The following is a 16,219-nucleotide window of genomic DNA, read 5'->3' on the forward strand; positions in this document are numbered from 1 at the left end:
TTTCCTTCATGCCCGCGCGGGAAGGCCGGCGGGCGTCTGCTGCAGTTCGTCACGCGGCCGCGCGCATCGCGGCGGCCACACGGAGGGGGCTTGCGGGCTCGATCAGAGCAGCACGCGGCGCATGTCGGCCAGCACCTGCGACAGGTACGTGGTGAAGCGGGCGGCCAGTGCGCCATCGATGACGCGGTGGTCGTAGCTCAGCGACAGCGGCAGCATCAGCTTGGGCGCGAATTCCTTGCCGTTCCAGACCGGCTGGATCGACGACTTGGACACACCCAGGATGGCCACTTCCGGCGCGTTGACGATCGGGGTGAACGCCGTGCCGCCGATGCCGCCCAGCGAGCTGATCGAGAAGCAGCCGCCGCTCATGTCGGCCGGGCCGAGCTTGCCGTCACGTGCCTTCTTGGCCAGTTCGCCGGATTCCTGCGCGATCTGCACCACACCCTTCTTGTCGACGTCACGCACCACCGGCACGACCAGGCCGTTCGGGGTGTCAGCGGCGAAACCGATGTTGAAGTACTTCTTCAGGGTCAGGTTCTCGCCGCTGGCATCCAGCGAGGCATTGAACTCCGGGAATTTCTTCAGCGCCGCAGCACTGGCCTTGACCAGGAAGGCGAGCATGGTCAGCTTGATGCCGGCCTTCTCGTTTTCCTTGTTCAGGGCCACGCGCAGGGCTTCCAGATCGGTGATGTCGGCCTGCTCGAACTGGGTGACATGCGGGATCATCGCCCAGTTGCGGGCCAGGTTCGCGCCGGAGATCTTCTTGATGCGCGACAGCGGCTGGACTTCAACCTCGCCGAACTTGCTGAAGTCGACCTTCGGCCAGGGCAGCAGGTTGAGCCCACCACCGGCGGCGGCCGGTGCAGCGGCGCCGGCAGCAGTACCGCCGGTCAACGCGGCCTTGACGAACTTCTGCACGTCGCCCTTGGTGATGCGCCCACCCTTCTCGGTGCCGCTGATCTGCAGCAGGTCCACACCCAGTTCACGGGCGAACACGCGTACCGCCGGGGTGGCGTAAGGCACCTTGGCCGGCAGCACACTGTCGGCATTGAACTGCACCGGCGGGCTGGTCGGCGCACCGGCAGACGGCGCGCTGGCCATTTCCCGCTGGGCCAGCTTGTCCGGCTGTGCCGACACCGCCACCGGTTCCACCTTGGTGGCGGTTTCGGCGGCTTCGTTGGTGGCGGCATTGGCCTGGGTCGGAGCCGGCGCAGCGCTGGCAGCGCCTTCGGCTTCAATGATCGCCACGACCTTGCCCTGCGACAGGTTGTCGCCGACCTTGACCTTGATTTCCTTGACCACGCCGGCGACCGACGACGGGACTTCCATCGTCGCCTTGTCGCTTTCCAGCGTCACCAGGCCCTGGTCCTTCTTCACCGTATCGCCCACGGCCACCAGGATCTCGATGACCGGGATATCCGAATAATCACCAATGTCCGGCACCAGCGCTTCAACGGCACCACCGCTGGCAGCGGGTGCGGGCGCAGCGGCCTGCGCGCTTTCAGCAGCAGCCGGGGCAGCGCTCTTGGCCGGCGCCGGCGCGGCAGCAGCCTGTGCAGGGGCGGCCTTGGCAGCCGGGGCGGTATCGCCTTCCGCCACTTCGATCAGCGCCACGACCTTGCCCTCGGACAGGTTGTCGCCGACCTTCACCTTGATTTCCTTGACGACACCGGCCACCGACGAGGGGACTTCCATCGTGGCCTTGTCACTTTCGAGCGTGACCAGTCCCTGGTCCTTCTTGACCGTGTCGCCGACGGCGACCAGCACCTCGATTACCGGGATATCGCTGTAGTCACCGATATCGGGGACGAGGGCTTCCTTGATTTCGGCCATGGGGATAACTCCGGCAATCTGGTGTAGGGAATCCTCTATTGTGCGGCCAGCACGCCCCCCTCGCCAACCGTTGATGGCGTTTTCAGTCCGCACTGTCCCGGGACACGCTGTTGTGCCTACGCCGTTGCGTTGTGGCGACACGCTGCACGGTGTCACCAGTCGGTGGCGTACTGTCCGCATCGAGCCAGTCGACCAATGCCCTGACGTCGTCGTTTTCGATGCTCGCCTGGGCCAAGCCGCGCTACCGCAGGGCGTCGGCCACGGGATGCCAGGCCTGCTGCAGTGCGCCCAGCGAGGCGGCCGCATTGGCGGGACTGGTCGATGGCAAGGCCAACACCGGCACCTGCGGATTCCCACCGACCGGCACGATGAAGCGCAGGAACGCGCGGTGGGCCGCAGCGCCGTTGCACGCGATCAGCCGCAGATCGCGCAGTGCCGCCACGGCCGGCCCCAGCGCGTTGGGCACTTCACTGCCGCGCACGATGTCCGCATCCAGGCTGCCCCGGCGTCGACACTCCCCGATCACGTCCCATACGCCGATGCCCGCTTTGTGCAGCTGCTGCAGCCTTTGCGGGTAGGGCGCGGAAGGCTCGACACCCGCCAACAGCGCCATCAGGGGCCAGAAACGGTTGCGTGGATGGGCGTAGTACTGCGCCTGGCGCAGGGACGCTAGGCCGGGCATCGAACCGAGCACCAGCACCCGGCAATCCGCCCCGATCTGCGCGGACAGGCCGGTACAGACGTCGATTTCAATCACATTTCCACCATCTGCATGAACTGAATTGACTGCCGAAAACACGGAATTGCAAGGCTGTACGCGACTTGGCTGAACGCATCCAACTATTTTTTAACGTCCGTAGGAATTGATTCATGTGCGGAGGAATACGTTGATGCCCACCCCGCCACGGGGGCCTTGTAACAGTAATCGAAGGAGATACCCCCATGCGTAAGATCAATATCCTGACCCTGTCCCTGCTGACCAGCGCCGCTTTTGCACCGGCCGCGTTCGCGCAGGACTACACCACCACGGCTGCACCGGCAGACAGCAGCTACTCCACGGGCACCGACACTGCATCGGGCAAGCATTTCGCCGTTGTCGGCGGTGTCGCCCTGCTGCAGCCGAAGAATGACCCGATCGACGGCATCCGCAAGTTCGATGGTGGCCCGGCGCCGACCCTGAGCCTGAGCTACTACATCAACGACAACTGGGCCGTTGAACTGTGGGGCGCAGCAGACAAGTTCAACCACCGCGTGCGCGGCGTCGGCAACGAACGCCTGGGCACGGTCGAACAGCAGCCGATCGCGCTGAGCGGCCAGTACCACTTCGGCCTGGCGGACAACGTGTTCCGTCCGTTCGTGGGCGTGGGTTACTACGAGTCGAACTTCAGCAATGAAGACCTGGTCGCACCGGGCGTCACCCAGCACATCGGGCTGGAAACCGCCAAGGGCGCCATCGGCACCGTCGGCGTTGACATGAACATCAATTCCACCTGGTTTGCCCGTGCGGATGCGCGTTACATGCACTCCCGTCCGGAAGTGAAGGTGGGCGGCCAGGGCACCGGCGCGGATGCCAAGCTGGATCCGTGGACCGTCGGCTTCGGTATCGGCGCACGCTTCTAAGCGTCACGGTAGTAAAGCGTCATAACGCAACGGACCCTTCGGGGTCCGTTGTCGTTTCTGACATGTCACCCGCGACGCATAGCCATATACGTCATATATCAAAAACCCTGCAGCGCAAGGGCTTTGACCCCTGCATGCGGTACGGGGAACGAAAATTTAATCCTCCTTGGAATCGATTCATGTTGCGCGGCTTACCGTTTTCGCCGCGCCCCGCAGAAGGGGGCTCACCCACTTCCAGATTCAGGAGCTACCCCATGCGATCCATCACCACCCTGCCGCTATCCCTGCTGATCAGCGCCGCCCTGGCCCCTGCGGCGTTTGCCCAGAGCCCGTCGACCACGGTCGAGCGCCCGGCCGGCACCGACGCTGTCGCCGCCAATGAAACCGCGTCCGGCAAGCACTTCGCCGTCGTCGGCGGCATTGCGCTGCTGCAGCCGAAGAATGACGCCGTCAAGGGCGTTTCGCAGAAGACGGATGGCGGCTCGGCGCCGACCATCAGCCTCAGCTATTACGTCAATGACAATTGGGCCGTTGAACTGTGGGGTGCTGCCGACAAGTTCGACCACACCGTGAAGGGTCCGGCCGGCACGCGCATCGGTACGCTGCAGCAGCAGCCGATCGCACTGAGCGGCCAGTACCACTTCGGCCAGGCCGACAACGTGTTCCGTCCGTTCGTGGGCGTGGGCTACTTCGAGTCGAACTACAGCAATGAAAAGCTCGCCGTGCCGGGTGCTGTCGGCCACGTCGGCCTGGAGACCGCCAAGGGTGCGATGGGCACCGTCGGCGTCGACATGAACATCAACTCCACCTGGTTCGCCCGCGCGGATGCGCGCTACCTGAATGCCCGCTCGAAGGTCACCGAGAGCGGCGTGGACAGCGGCCGCAAGGCCAAGATGGATCCGTGGACCGTCGGCTTCGGCATCGGCGCACGCTTCTAAGCCTCCCTGCCAGACAGCGTCGCAACGCAACGGGCCTTTCGGGGCCCGTTGTCGTTTCTGCGGCATGACGCGTCAAGGGCACCGGACCCCATGCGCCACTCTCACGCGTATGCGCACCGCGTACAGGCCCTGTCTGTCGGATGGGAGGTTTCTGCCACCGCCGGTGCGCTAGGCTCGCACCACCAAGGCGGAGCGCAGGCAAGGTCACCCGATCATGTTCGATGTGCTGGTGGTGGGCGGCGGCATAAATGGCGTGGGCATTGCCCGTGACGCTGCCGGCCGCGGACTGAAGGTGGCGCTGTGCGAACAGCACGATCTGGCGGCCCACACCTCCAGTGCCAGCTCGAAGCTGATCCATGGCGGCCTGCGTTACCTCGAACACCGCGCATTCGGCATGGTCCGCAAGGCGCTGGCCGAACGCCAGGTGCTGATGCGTCTCGCGCCGCATCTGGTCCATCCCCTGCCCTTCGTGCTGCCCCACGAGCCGCACCTGCGTCCTGCGTGGATGATCCGTCTGGGGTTGATGGTGTACGACCGTCTGGCTCCGCGCTGGGATACGTTGCCACGGTCGCGGCGCGTCCCTCTGCGCGGCACTGCCCTCTGCGCGGCACTGCCCTCGGCGCGCCGCTTCGCGACAGCGTCACCCGGGGCTTCCTGTATGCCGACGCGCAGGTCGCCGACGCACGGCTTGTCGTACTGAACGCGCTGGATGCCCACGAACGCGGGGCGTGCATCTGGACCCGTACCACCTGCCTGCAGGCCTGGCGCGAACCCAGTGGATGGTGCGTCGATCTTCGCGACGAGCGCGGTCAGCTGCATAGCGTGCAGGCCCGCATGCTGGTCAATGCCACCGGCCCTTGGGCCTCGCGCTTCACCGAGGACATCAGCCTCAGTCGCAGCACGCCGCTACGGCTGGTGCAGGGCAGCCATATCGTGGTGCCGGCGCTGCATGACCATGGCCATGCGTACCTGCTGCAGCAGCCGGACGGGCGCATCGTGTTCGTCGTTCCGTTCGAAGATCTCTTCAGCCTGATCGGCACCACCGACGTCGATTTCGACGAAGACCCGGCGCGTGTGCGGATAGACCCGGCGCAGCGTGACTACCTGTGCGCGGCGGTCAACCGCAGCTTCCGGCGGCAGATCGGTGCAGACGATGTCCTGTGGAGTTTCAGCGGTGTGCGGCCCTTGCTGGATGATGCGCATGCCGCTGCCAGTGCAGTGACGCGTGACTATCGCCTGGACCTGGATGTCGAAGGCGCTCCCCTGCTCAACGTGCTGGGCGGCAAGCTGACCACGTTCCGCCGCTTGGCCGAAGAGGCGGTGGACCTGCTGGTGCATGAAGCCGGTACGAGTGCGCCGGCATGGACCGCAGAGGGGCCCGTGTTGCCTGGCGGCGACCTTGGCACGCCGGCCCAGGTGAGGCACTGGTTGGCCACCCGCTGGCCGTGGCTGCCAGCGCCTTTGGCTGCACGCTGGGCGCGCAGCTATGGCAGCCGCGCGGCACGCATCCTCGGCAACGCGGAATCGCTGGACGCGCTCGGCACGCACTTCGGTGCGGATCTGCATGAAGCCGAGGCCGAGTACCTGTATCTGCATGAGTGGGTCCGCCACGTGGACGATCTGCTGTGGCGACGCACGCTGCTCGGGCTGTCGCTGGATGCCGTGCAGCAGCACGACGTGGCGCAGTGGCTGGCCGCCCGCGTGGCGCGCGACCCCACACCCGCACCTCGCTTCGACGTCCCCAGCCCGACGACAAGGAGCACGCCATGACCCGACAACCGCTGATCGGCGAACTGATTTCCGAGGCCATTGCGGTGGCGATCATCATCAGCATCGGCTGTTCGGCCGCCGCGATGTACCTGCTGTACGATCCCAGCCCGTATCAGAACGCCTACTGGGGGCTGTGCATCACCTGGGGGCTTGCCGTCAGCCTGGCGATCTACACCACCGCGTCCATTTCCGGTACCCACGCCAACCCCGCGGTCACCCTCGCATTGGCCCTCTACCGCGGTTTTCCCTGGTCGCGCGTGCTGCCGTACTGGGCAGCGCAGGTGCTGGGCGCGATGGTCGGCGCGGCGATCGTCTACCTGCTGTACGCGCCGGTGATCGACCATTACAACGCGCTGCACGGCCTCACTCGTGCGGAAGGGGGCGCGGCCGGCGTCTTCTTCACCGCACCCGGCCTGGCCGTCACGCCCCTGCATGCGCTGAGCAACCAGGTCATCCTCACCACCCTGCTCGTGTTCGGCATCTTCGCCATCACCGAGCGTTACAACGAGGCCGCTCCGGGCGCCAACAGCGGTGCGCTGATGATCGGCCTGCTGGTCGCCTGCATCGGGGCCTCGATGGGCTATCTGGAGGGCTGGGCCATCAACCCCGCGCGCGATTTCGGCCCGCGTGTGTTCGCGTGGTTGAACGGCTGGGGTGCCGCCGCGTTGCCTGCCGAAGATCACTACTGGTGGATCCCGATCCTGGGCCCGCTGGCCGGCGGCGTGGTGGGTGGTGCGGCTTACCAGTGCCTGATCCTGCCGTTCCTGCCTGCGCGCCAGCGCGCCCGCGACGCGCACGGCGTCGGCACGGACGGCAGCGCACAATGAAACCAGCACACCCTCGCCCATTCCCGCGCCTCGACCAGGAAGCCTGCCATGGAAGCTGATTTCATCCTCGCCATCGATCAGGGCACCACCAGTTCGCGCGCCATTCTGTTCGACCGCCAGGGGCGCATCGCCGGTTCGGCACAGCGCGAGTTCGCGCAGATTTTCCCACAGCCGGGATGGGTCGAACACGATCCGCGCGAGATCCTCACCAGTGTCTATACCACGATCACCGAGCTGCTCAATCGCCAGCAGATCGACCCGCGCCGCATCGCCGGCATCGGCATCACCAACCAGCGCGAAACCACCGTCGTATGGGACAAGGCAACGGGGCAACCGATCCACAATGCGGTGGTCTGGCAGTCGCGCCAGAGTGAGGCGATCTGCGAGCGCCTGAAGGCCGAAGGCCACGAGCCGATGATCCGCGCGAAAACGGGGCTGCTGGTGGATGCCTATTTTTCAGCGACCAAGATCCGCTGGATCCTGGACCATGTGGAGGGCGCCCAGGGACGTGCCGAACGCGGTGAACTGTTGTTCGGCACCATCGACAGCTGGCTGATCTGGAACCTCACCGGCGGCGCGGTGCACGTGACCGACATGACCAACGCCGCCCGCACACTGCTGTTCGACATCCACGCACTGCGCTGGGATGACGAACTGCTGGCGCTGCTGGACATCCCGCGGGCCATGCTGCCGGAGGTGCGCGGCAGCAGCGAAATCTACGGCCACAGCCGTGCGCAGTTCTTCTTTGATCGGCAGATCCCCATCGCCGGCATCGCGGGCGACCAGCAGGCTGCCCTGTTCGGCCAGGCCTGCTTCGAACCGGGCATGGCCAAGAACACCTACGGCACCGGCTGTTTCATGCTGATGCACACCGGCAACAAGGCGGTGACATCACGCAATGGCCTGCTGACGACCATTGCCTGGAACGTCGATGGCAAGGTCGAATACGCGCTCGAAGGGTCGATCTTCGTCGCCGGATCAGTGGTGCAGTGGCTGCGCGACGGGCTGCGCATGTTCGGCAAGTCCGGTGATTGCCAGGCGTATGCCGAACGCGTGCCAGACACGGGCGGGGTGTATCTGGTGCCCGCGTTCGTCGGCCTCGGTGCACCGTACTGGCGAAGCGACGTACGCGGCGCCATGTTCGGCGTTACCCGCGGCACCACCAAGGAACATTTCATCCGTGCTGCGGTGGAATCGATGGCCTACCAGACACGTGACGTACTGGCTGCGATGCAGGCCGATGCCGGCATCGAGCTGAAGGAGCTGCGCGCTGATGGCGGTGCCATCGCCAATGACTTCATGGCGCAGTTCCAGAGCGACATGCTCGGTTTACCCGTGCTGCGGCCCCAGGTGGCAGAGACGACGGCATTGGGTGCGGCCTACCTGGCAGGGCTTGCCACCGGATTCTGGGAAAGCAGAGAGCAGATCGCCGCGTTGTGGGGCGTGGACCGGCGCTTCGAACCGACGCTGGATCCGCAGCGCCGTGAAGCGCTGTATGCCGGTTGGCAGCGGGCCGTCAACGCGACCCTGGCCTGGTAACGGCGGATGCCGCGCGTGCGCCGAGCCCTGCTCGGCGCACGCAGCGGCGATGGTGCGATCAGAACGCCGGCAGGACGGCGCCCTTGTACTTCTGCGCGATGAATTCCTTCACCTGCGGGCTGGTCAGCGCCGCTGCCAGCTTCTGCACGCGGGCGTCGTCCTTGTTATCCGTGCGCGCGACAAGGAAGTTCACATAGGGCGAATCCTTGCTCTCGATCGCCAACGCATCCTGGGTCGGGTTCAGACCCGCATCCAGCGCGTAGTTGGTGTTGATCAACGCCAGATCCACCTGGTCCAGCACCCGCGGCAACATCGCCGAATCGAGCTCGCGGAACTTGAGGTGCTTCGGGTTCGCGGTGATGTCACGCTGGGTCGCCAGCGCGTTCTTCGGATCCTTCAACTGGATCACGCCGGCGTTGTGCAGCAGGATCAGCGCACGGCTGTTGTTGCTGGGGTCGTTCGGAATCACCACGTCGGCACCATCACGCAGTTCGTCCAGCGATTTCACGTTGCGCGAATAGGCACCGAACGGCTCGATGTGCACGCCGACCACGGTGACCAGGTCGGTCTTGCGGTCGCGGTTGTAGGCATCGAGGTAGGGCTCGGTCTGGAAGTAATTGACGTCCACCTGCTTCTGCACCAGCTGGTCGTTCGGCTGCACGTAGTCGTTGAACACCCGCACGTCCAGCTCCACGCCCTGCTCTTTCAGCATCGGCTTCACCACGTCCAGGATTTCCGCGTGCGGCACGGCCGTCGCGGCCACCACCAGCTTCTGCGACGCATCGCCGGATTTGCCACAGGCACTCAGGGCCAACGCGGCGACAAGGGACAACAACAGGGTCTTCTTCATCGTATGCGGTATCTCGGGGGGAGGGTCATTCGTAGTTGCTGAGTGCCAGCGCCAACAGGCTCTTGGCCTGCTCGCGCAGCATCACCGGTTCGATGATTTCGGCATCGGACCCATAGTGCAGCACATCCATCAACAATTCGCGGGAAACGCTGTACGGCACTTTCAGCTCATAGCGTCCATCGGCCAGGTAGCGGCCCTGCTGGTTGGCGTGCCAATGCTCGTCGGCCACCCAGCGTGCGGCCTTGGCGCTGAAAAGGATCGTCGCCCAGCCCTTCGGCGCGCCGGAAAAGATGCCATAACTGGCACCCAGCTGGGCGTCCAGCTCGTCGTCGTCGACATCGGTGGCCGGTGCATCCACGACCCGCGCCTTGTTGATGCGGTCCACGGCGAAGCTGCGCAGCGCCTCGCGGTCGTGGTCCCAGGCATCCAGGTACCAGTTGTCGCGATAGTGGGTCAGCCGCTGCGGCGATACGATGCGGCGGGTCGGCTGGTCCGTGGAGCGGGCGCGGTACTCAAAGGCCAGCTGCCGGCGTTCCAGTACCGCCGAGGCCACGCTGCGGAAGCTGCCTTCATCGAACTTGCGCACCCGGTGCGGAATCACCCGCACCCGGTCCACCGGCCACGTGGATACGCCGGCCTGGGCGGCAAGCAGGCCCTCTATCCGCTGCTGCAGCGGGGCCAGCACCGACGACAGGACGCCGCCGCCGGTGCGCGCCAGCAGGTGCTGCGAGGCCAGCAGCGCGTGCAGTTCTTCCGAACTGAGCCACAACCCCGGCAGCTCGAACCGGTCGCTCTCATCGGCCATGTAGCGGAAGCCGGCTTCGCCGTCACCTTCGATCGGCGCCATCAAGGCGTCGCGCAGGAACGCCAGGTCGCGGTAAACAGTCGCGCGGGAACAGCCAAGCTTGTCCTGCAGCGTGGCCACCGTCACCGGGTAGCGGGCAGACTTCAGCAGACGATGCAGGGCAGTGATGCGTTCGTATCGGTCCATGGCTCCGATTATGTCCGAGTCGCGGCCGTTGTGGCGGCCATGATCGGCTATCGTGTCGGTCCCCCACGCCCCGGTCGGCCCCGTATGCGCGCTCAGCTCCCCCTCGTCGCGTCCTTGGCAGCCGCTCTGCTGCTGCTCAGTGGCTGTGAGCAGCCCTCGCCGCCTGCCGATGCTGCGCTCCCGGGCGCCGTGCCCGCCGCGCCGGCCCAGGCGCCTGCGGTGGATGCGGACCCGGCACAGGCCGTGCTGCGGGCGAGCCAGCGGTTTGCTGCGCTGCGCAGCTTCCACGCTGAGATGCGTCTGCACGGCGCGCAGGCCGGCCAGGTGGTGCATACCACCATGGACTTCGTCGCCCCGGACCGCTACCGGCTGGAAGGGCCCGGCGGCGTACAGACGATCATCGGCAACACCTTCTTCCTGCAGTCCGAGGGTCGCATCGAACAGGTGCCGGTACCCGACGGGCTGCTGCAGCAGTGGCGCAGTCCGCTGCCTTCCGAGGCGGGCCTGCAGGGACTGACGGTCCAAGATGGCGGTACGGCCGATATCGACGGCACGGCAACGCGCCTGTACCGGGTGGAGGGGCCGACGGGTAGTGGCGAGACCCTGCAGTACTGGATCGGCGCTGATGGCCTGCCGCGGCAGGTGCAGCGCGATGGTTTCAACAAGGACCAGCCCTACCGGATCACGCTGCGCTATTCGCGCCTGGACGACTCCACGCTGCAGGTGCCCCTGCCCTGACGTCGGGTGAGTGCAAGCACTGAATGGGCGACAGCAGAAACGCTGACTGAAGCACGCGTTGGACTGCGGTCGAGACGCGCGCGGGTTGACGTTATCATCACGCCCTGCGTTCCACGCCCGCCCCCCGGAGAATCCTGATGTCCCTGCGTGTTTACCTGCTGTTTCCCCTGTTGCTGGTCGCCCCTGCGGCATTCGCCCAGGATCCCGCCGAACTGGCGGCGATGACCTCCCCGTGGAGCGGCAGTGGCGGCGAACTGGGCTTCGCGTCCGCACGTGGCAACAGCACCACCGAAAGCGCCAATGGCCGGCTGCGCCTGCGTTACACCGACGATGACTGGGTGCACAGCATGGACCTGTTCGGCCTGCGTTCGCGTTCCGAGTCGATCCAGACCAGTGACGACGGCACCGAAACCAAGGTCAGCAACACTACCGCCAACCGCTATACCGGCAGTGCCGGCAGCGCGTTGCAGCTGGGCGAACACCGGCAGATCACCGCGACGGTGCGTTACGAGCGCGACGACTTCGCCACCTACGACCGGCAGAGCTCGTTCGGTCTGGGTTACGGCACCCGGCTGTGGGGCAACGACCGCTTCTCGCTGGATGCGCAGATCGGCCCCGGTGTGCGTCGCACCCATAGCACCGAAGACGATGAAACCCGCACGGGCCTGATCGGCCGTGGCTTCTTCGACATCAAGTACTCGTTGACCCCCAACACCGACCTGGTCAACACGCTGCTGGTGGAATCGGGTTCGTACAACACCTTCGCGCAGAACGATTTCGGCGTATCGGTCAGCATGAACGAACACCTGGCGCTGAAGGCGGCATGGCAGGCGCGCCACAACAGCGACGTCGGCATCGACAAGCAGAAGACCGACACGCTGACCACGATGAACGTGGTCTACAAGTTCAAGTAAGGCCGGCCGGATGGCCGATCGGGATTTCCGGTATCGCCGAGCCACGCTCGGCGAGCGCGAAGCGCGGCCTGCGTGCGGATCGGTATTCCCGGTAGCGCCGAGCCACGCTCGGCGAGCGCGAAGCGCGGGCTGCGTGCGGATCAAGATTTTCAGCGCGGCAGAAGCAGCCGACTGAAGTCGGCTCTACCGGAGCATCGCACGACCCGAGCGCATTGCGCGGCCGGGGCATCACATGACCCGGGCACATCGCACGACCCGGGGCATCACGCGACGGGGGACATCACACCGCCAGCAGTTCGCCTGCGCCGCCATCGAGCAGCATCTGCGCTACCTGCTGTCCCAACGCCTCGGGGTCGGCGCCCGGGCCCACGGCCTCGGCGCGCACTGCGCGGCCATCGGCCACACCGCCGACCAGCCCCTGCAGATGCAGATCGTCGCCCTGCCACACGGCAATGGCCGCCACCGGCACATGGCAACTGCCGTGCAGCGCGCGGTTCATCGCCCGCTCGGCCTCGACGCAGCTGCGCGTGGTGGCATCGTCCAGCGCTGCGAACAGCTGCATCACCGCCGGCTTGCCGCCATCACACTCCACCGCCACCGCGCCCTGCGCAGGCGCCGGCAACCACTGCGGTGCCGTCAGGCGCGCCATGATGCGCTGCCCCAGCCCCAGGCGCTCCAGCCCCGCTACCGCCAGCACGATTGCGTCGTAGCCGCCGTTGTCGAGCTTGGCCAGCCGCGTATTGACGTTGCCGCGCAGGTCCAGCAGCTCCAGATCCGGGCGCAACGCGCGCAACTGGGCCTGGCGGCGCAGCGACGACGTGCCGACGCGTGCGCCCAGCGGCAGGGCATCCAGCGATGCGTAAAGATTGGAGACGAAGCCATCGGCGGGATCATGCCGTGGCAGGATCGCCGGCAGCACGAACGGCGCATCGAGTTCCATCGGTACATCCTTCAGCGAGTGCACCGCGCAGTCGGCTTCACCGCGCAGGATGGCCAACTCCAGTTCTTTCAGGAACAGGCCCTTGCCGCCGATGGCCGCGAGCGAGCGATCCAGCACTTCATCGCCGCGGGTACTCATGGGTATCAGTTCGACGTGCAGGCCGGGATGGGCGGCCTGCAGGCGCTCGGCGACGTATTCGCTCTGCCACAGGGCGAGCGGGCTTTTGCGGGTAGCGATGCGAAGGGTTTCCATGACGTCATTATCGCGCATCGGGAAATGGGGCGAACGGGTGTGACCCCCTCGCGGCTGGCTGCTTCAAGGCTGCTGCGAGAGGGCCGGGCGGTGGGACTGTGCGGGGGACGGCAACAACCGCATCCATGCGGGCCTCGTTTCGCGCCATCCATGGCGCTCAACGCCCCCGCCCAGTCCCACCGCCCGGCCCCCTGACAAGTTCCGTGGCCGCCCGCCGCGTATGAAAAAAAGAAGAAAAGCGGTAGCGCCGACCCATGGTCGGCGAGCGCAGCGGGCCGTTGGCGGGGAAATTCCGCCGACCATGGGTCGGCGCTACCGATCCGCATGCCCCGACAGGTTCCGCGGCCACCATGGACCTGTCGAAGGCGGGGCGGGGTGGGTTGGCGGGGGCGTTGAGCGCCATGGATGGCGCGAAACGAGGCCCGCATGGATGCGGCCCTTGCCGTACCCCGCCAACCCACCCCGCCCCGCCAGCAAGGAGCCCTGCGGCTTTTGACGTTGACGTTCTTACAGGTGACGCAGGTCCTGGCGCAGGGTCGCCACGCAGCGTCGGCTCACTTCCAGCGGTTGCTTGCCATGCCGCAGCACCGCCTGCACCTGGCCGGCTACGCCGCGGCGCAGCTCGATCAACTCGTGGCGGGCGACCAGGCAGTTGCGGTGGATGCGGATGAAGCGGCTGGCGAACTCTTCCTCCAGCGATTTGAGCGATTCCTCGATCAGGTCTTCGCCCCGCGCGTGATGCACCACGACGTACTTTTCTTCCGCCTGCAGGTAGTGGATGTCTTCCACCGGGATCAACCGCAGGCCGCCGCGCAGCCGTGCACAGAGCACGGTGCGGGCACGGCCATCGCCGTTGGCCTGCGACTCGCCCCGGCCGGCCAGAAAGACACGCGCACGCTCCACAGCCGATGCCAGCCGTTCGGGCCGCACCGGCTTCATCAGGTAATCAATTGCCGCGGCCTCGAAGGCGGACAGCGCATGCGCGTCGTAGGCCGTGCAGAACACCACCGCCGGTCGTGGCTCGAAGGTGGCCAGGTGGCGCGCCGTCTCCAGCCCGTCCAGGCCGGGCATGGCGATATCCAACAGCACCAGGTCCGGCTGCAGTTCCGCGCAGGCATGCAGGGCCTGCTCACCGTTGGCCGCCTCGGCCACCACCGAAACACCGGGAAGCTCGGCCAGCAGCGACTGCAGGCGCTCGCGCGCCAGCGGCTCGTCATCGGCGATCACTACCCTCACGTGGCTCCCCTCTGGTGGACCGGAATCAACGGACCGGTATGGTGATGCGGCATTCATAGTAGCCCCCGCTCCAACCCGCCGTCATCCGCGCCCCGGCACCGAAGCGCCAGGCCAGCCGGTGGGCGATGTTGTGCAGGGCATGGCCGGCGCCTTGGGTCAGTGCCAGCGACGGCGCTTCCGGGTCCGGCGCCGGGTTGCGGATCAGTATCTGCAGCAGCCCCTCCGCACAGGCAATGTCCAGTTCAATCGTGCCCCCTTCCGGCAGCCGCGAGATGCCGTGCAATACGGCGTTTTCCACCAGCGGCTGCAGCACCAGGCGCGGCATCGGATGCTGCCAGGGCAGGTCGTCCGGACGCTGCCAGCGTACCTGCAGCCGATCCCCCAGGCGCAGCGTTTCGATGGAGAGGTAGCGTTCGGCCAGCTCGCACTCGCCCTGCAGCGTGGAATCGCCGTCGCCGGCACCCAGTGCAGCGCGGAACAGGTCGGATAGATCAAGCACCGCACGCTCGGCGACCACCGGGTCGCGGCGCACCAGGCTGGCGATCAGGTTCATGCTGTTGAACAGGAAATGCGGGCGGATCCGTGCCTGCAACGCATCGGCCTCGGCACGGGCCTTGGCCTGCACCTGTGCCGCCCAGCGGTCACTGACGTAGAAATAGCGCAGCGCCACGGCGCTGATCAGCGCCGTGGTGGCCGCACTGCCCAAGGTGAAACGCCAGAACCCGATGCCGCGGGTAAAGCTGTCGCCGAGTACGGCGTACAACGCATGGATGATGCCCGCGCCGAGCACGGCGATCACCGCCGTCAGGCCGATGGCGGCCAATGATCCGGCCACGGGAGGCAACCGCGAAAGCACGCGGCGCAGCACGCACAACGCCCCACTGACCGCCAATGCCAGCCACAGCGCAAAACCACTGGCAGACACCAGCCGCCCCATGCTCCAGTGGCGGCTGCCGTCGGGGGCCAGCGCCAACACGACCACCACCAGCAGCGCCAGCCCACACATCGCCGCCAGCCGCGGCAGCCGGCACAGCTCGGGCATCCAGGGCGTGGCGGCGGGCGCGTTCATGGCTCAGGCGGCCTGCAGCCGTAGTTGCAGCCAGTCGCCCAAGGCAGTGAGTTCTTCCGCGCAGACCTGGTGGGCCATCGCGTAGGACTGCCATTGCAGCTCCAGCCCCATCGCGCGCACGGCGGCGGCGCTGTGTTCGGCGATCTGCAGGGGGATCACCGGGTCCTGCGTGCCATGGGCCATGAATACCGGCACCTGGACCGCATTGTCAGCACGACGGGCCGTCTCGGCTTCAGGCAGGTACGTCGACAGCGCGATCAAGCCGGCCAGCGGCGCGGTGCGCTGCAGGGCCGCGGTCAGGATCACGGCACCGCCCTGCGAGAAACCCGCCAGGAAGATGTGCTCGGCCGGTACGCCGCGCTCGATCTCCCGATCGATCAGCGCATCGAGTTCAACCACCGATGCGCGTACGCCGTCCATGTCCGCCCGCGAGCGGAAATCCATGCCGACGATGTCATACCAGCCGCGCATCGGCACGCCGTTGTTGATGGTGATCGGGCGCACCGGGGCATGCGGGAACACGAAGCGCAGGGCGGGCCAGCCCGGACGCACCAGCTCGGGCACGATCGGCGCGAAATCATGGCCATCCGCGCCCAGCCCGTGCAGCCAGATGATCGACCACTGGGGTGATGCGCCGGTTTCCTGTTCCACCGTCTGCAGCATGTTGCGGCTCCTTCAATACGAGGCCGCATTATGCGCGAC

General features: G+C 66.5%; 14 protein-coding genes and 1 pseudogene. 7 read left to right on the forward strand and 8 right to left on the reverse strand.

What is annotated here, in order from left to right:
• Positions 1 to 102 precede the first annotated feature (102 nt).
• Positions 103 to 1,833 carry a dihydrolipoyllysine-residue acetyltransferase gene (gene aceF / locus ICJ04_RS15510; RefSeq protein ID WP_188325072.1) on the reverse strand — a complete coding sequence of 577 codons (1,731 nt, stop codon included), beginning with the start codon at positions 1,831 to 1,833 and terminating at the stop codon, positions 103 to 105.
• A 241-nt stretch (positions 1,834 to 2,074) separates the two neighbouring features.
• Positions 2,075 to 2,590: a DNA-deoxyinosine glycosylase gene (locus ICJ04_RS15515; protein ID WP_188325073.1), complete on the reverse strand. Its 516-nt coding sequence runs from the start codon at positions 2,588 to 2,590 to the stop codon at positions 2,075 to 2,077.
• Between the two features lie 185 nt (positions 2,591 to 2,775).
• Between ICJ04_RS15515 and ICJ04_RS15520 the strand changes: the two genes are divergently transcribed.
• The 5 genes and pseudogenes from ICJ04_RS15520 (at position 2,776) to glpK (ending at position 8,527) form a co-directional block, all read left to right on the forward strand.
• Positions 2,776 to 3,453, forward strand: coding sequence for an OmpW family outer membrane protein (locus tag ICJ04_RS15520; protein WP_188325074.1), 678 nt, complete (start codon positions 2,776 to 2,778; stop codon positions 3,451 to 3,453).
• Between the two features lie 254 nt (positions 3,454 to 3,707).
• Positions 3,708 to 4,391, forward strand: a complete 684-nt coding sequence (locus ICJ04_RS15525) for an OmpW family outer membrane protein (RefSeq protein ID WP_188325075.1) — start codon at positions 3,708 to 3,710, stop codon at positions 4,389 to 4,391.
• A gap of 214 nt (positions 4,392 to 4,605) precedes the next feature.
• Positions 4,606 to 6,053 (forward strand): annotated as a pseudogene (glpD, locus tag ICJ04_RS15530) (glycerol-3-phosphate dehydrogenase); the annotation flags it as partial.
• Between the two features lie 104 nt (positions 6,054 to 6,157).
• Entirely contained in the window at positions 6,158 to 6,988 is an 831-nt protein-coding gene (locus ICJ04_RS15535) for an MIP/aquaporin family protein (RefSeq protein WP_188325076.1), read from the forward strand.
• Between the two features lie 48 nt (positions 6,989 to 7,036).
• Positions 7,037 to 8,527: a glycerol kinase GlpK gene (glpK, locus tag ICJ04_RS15540; protein WP_188325077.1), complete on the forward strand. Its 1,491-nt coding sequence runs from the start codon at positions 7,037 to 7,039 to the stop codon at positions 8,525 to 8,527.
• A 58-nt stretch (positions 8,528 to 8,585) separates the two neighbouring features.
• Here glpK and ICJ04_RS15545 read toward each other — a convergent pair whose 3' ends face one another.
• Both ICJ04_RS15545 and ICJ04_RS15550 read right to left on the reverse strand, forming a co-directional pair.
• Positions 8,586 to 9,377, reverse strand: coding sequence for a MetQ/NlpA family ABC transporter substrate-binding protein (locus tag ICJ04_RS15545; RefSeq protein WP_188325078.1), 792 nt, complete (start codon positions 9,375 to 9,377; stop codon positions 8,586 to 8,588).
• A gap of 25 nt (positions 9,378 to 9,402) precedes the next feature.
• On the reverse strand, positions 9,403 to 10,368 hold the full coding sequence (locus tag ICJ04_RS15550; RefSeq protein WP_188325079.1) for a YafY family protein: 966 nt from the start codon (positions 10,366 to 10,368) through the stop codon (positions 9,403 to 9,405).
• Between the two features lie 114 nt (positions 10,369 to 10,482).
• Here ICJ04_RS15550 and ICJ04_RS15555 point away from each other — a divergent pair, with 114 nt between their 5' ends.
• Positions 10,483 to 11,106 (forward strand): hypothetical protein, encoded by a 624-nt coding sequence (locus tag ICJ04_RS15555; RefSeq protein WP_342589179.1) that lies wholly within the window; start codon positions 10,483 to 10,485, stop codon positions 11,104 to 11,106.
• A 137-nt stretch (positions 11,107 to 11,243) separates the two neighbouring features.
• Positions 11,244 to 12,020 carry a DUF481 domain-containing protein gene (locus ICJ04_RS15560; RefSeq protein WP_188325081.1) on the forward strand — a complete coding sequence of 259 codons (777 nt, stop codon included), beginning with the start codon at positions 11,244 to 11,246 and terminating at the stop codon, positions 12,018 to 12,020.
• 280 nt (positions 12,021 to 12,300) lie between these two features.
• Here ICJ04_RS15560 and hemC read toward each other — a convergent pair whose 3' ends face one another.
• From hemC to ICJ04_RS15580, 4 genes are all read right to left on the reverse strand, one after another.
• The gene (hemC, locus tag ICJ04_RS15565; protein ID WP_188325082.1) at positions 12,301 to 13,212 is read right to left on the reverse strand and encodes a hydroxymethylbilane synthase; all 912 of its coding nucleotides are present in this window, start codon (positions 13,210 to 13,212) and stop codon (positions 12,301 to 12,303) included.
• A gap of 507 nt (positions 13,213 to 13,719) precedes the next feature.
• Positions 13,720 to 14,505 (reverse strand): LytTR family DNA-binding domain-containing protein, encoded by a 786-nt coding sequence (locus ICJ04_RS15570; protein WP_188325083.1) that lies wholly within the window; start codon positions 14,503 to 14,505, stop codon positions 13,720 to 13,722.
• The gene (locus tag ICJ04_RS15575; protein WP_223202912.1) at positions 14,474 to 15,517 is read right to left on the reverse strand and encodes a sensor histidine kinase; all 1,044 of its coding nucleotides are present in this window, start codon (positions 15,515 to 15,517) and stop codon (positions 14,474 to 14,476) included. Before ICJ04_RS15575 ends, ICJ04_RS15570 begins: the two co-directional genes overlap by 32 nt.
• Positions 15,518 to 15,520: 3 nt before the next feature.
• Entirely contained in the window at positions 15,521 to 16,180 is a 660-nt protein-coding gene (locus ICJ04_RS15580; protein WP_188325084.1) for a dienelactone hydrolase family protein, read from the reverse strand.
• Between the last annotated feature and the right edge of the window lie 39 nt (positions 16,181 to 16,219).

It is taken from the genome of Stenotrophomonas sp. 169 (assembly GCF_014621775.1).
Taxonomy (GTDB): domain Bacteria; phylum Pseudomonadota; class Gammaproteobacteria; order Xanthomonadales; family Xanthomonadaceae; genus Stenotrophomonas.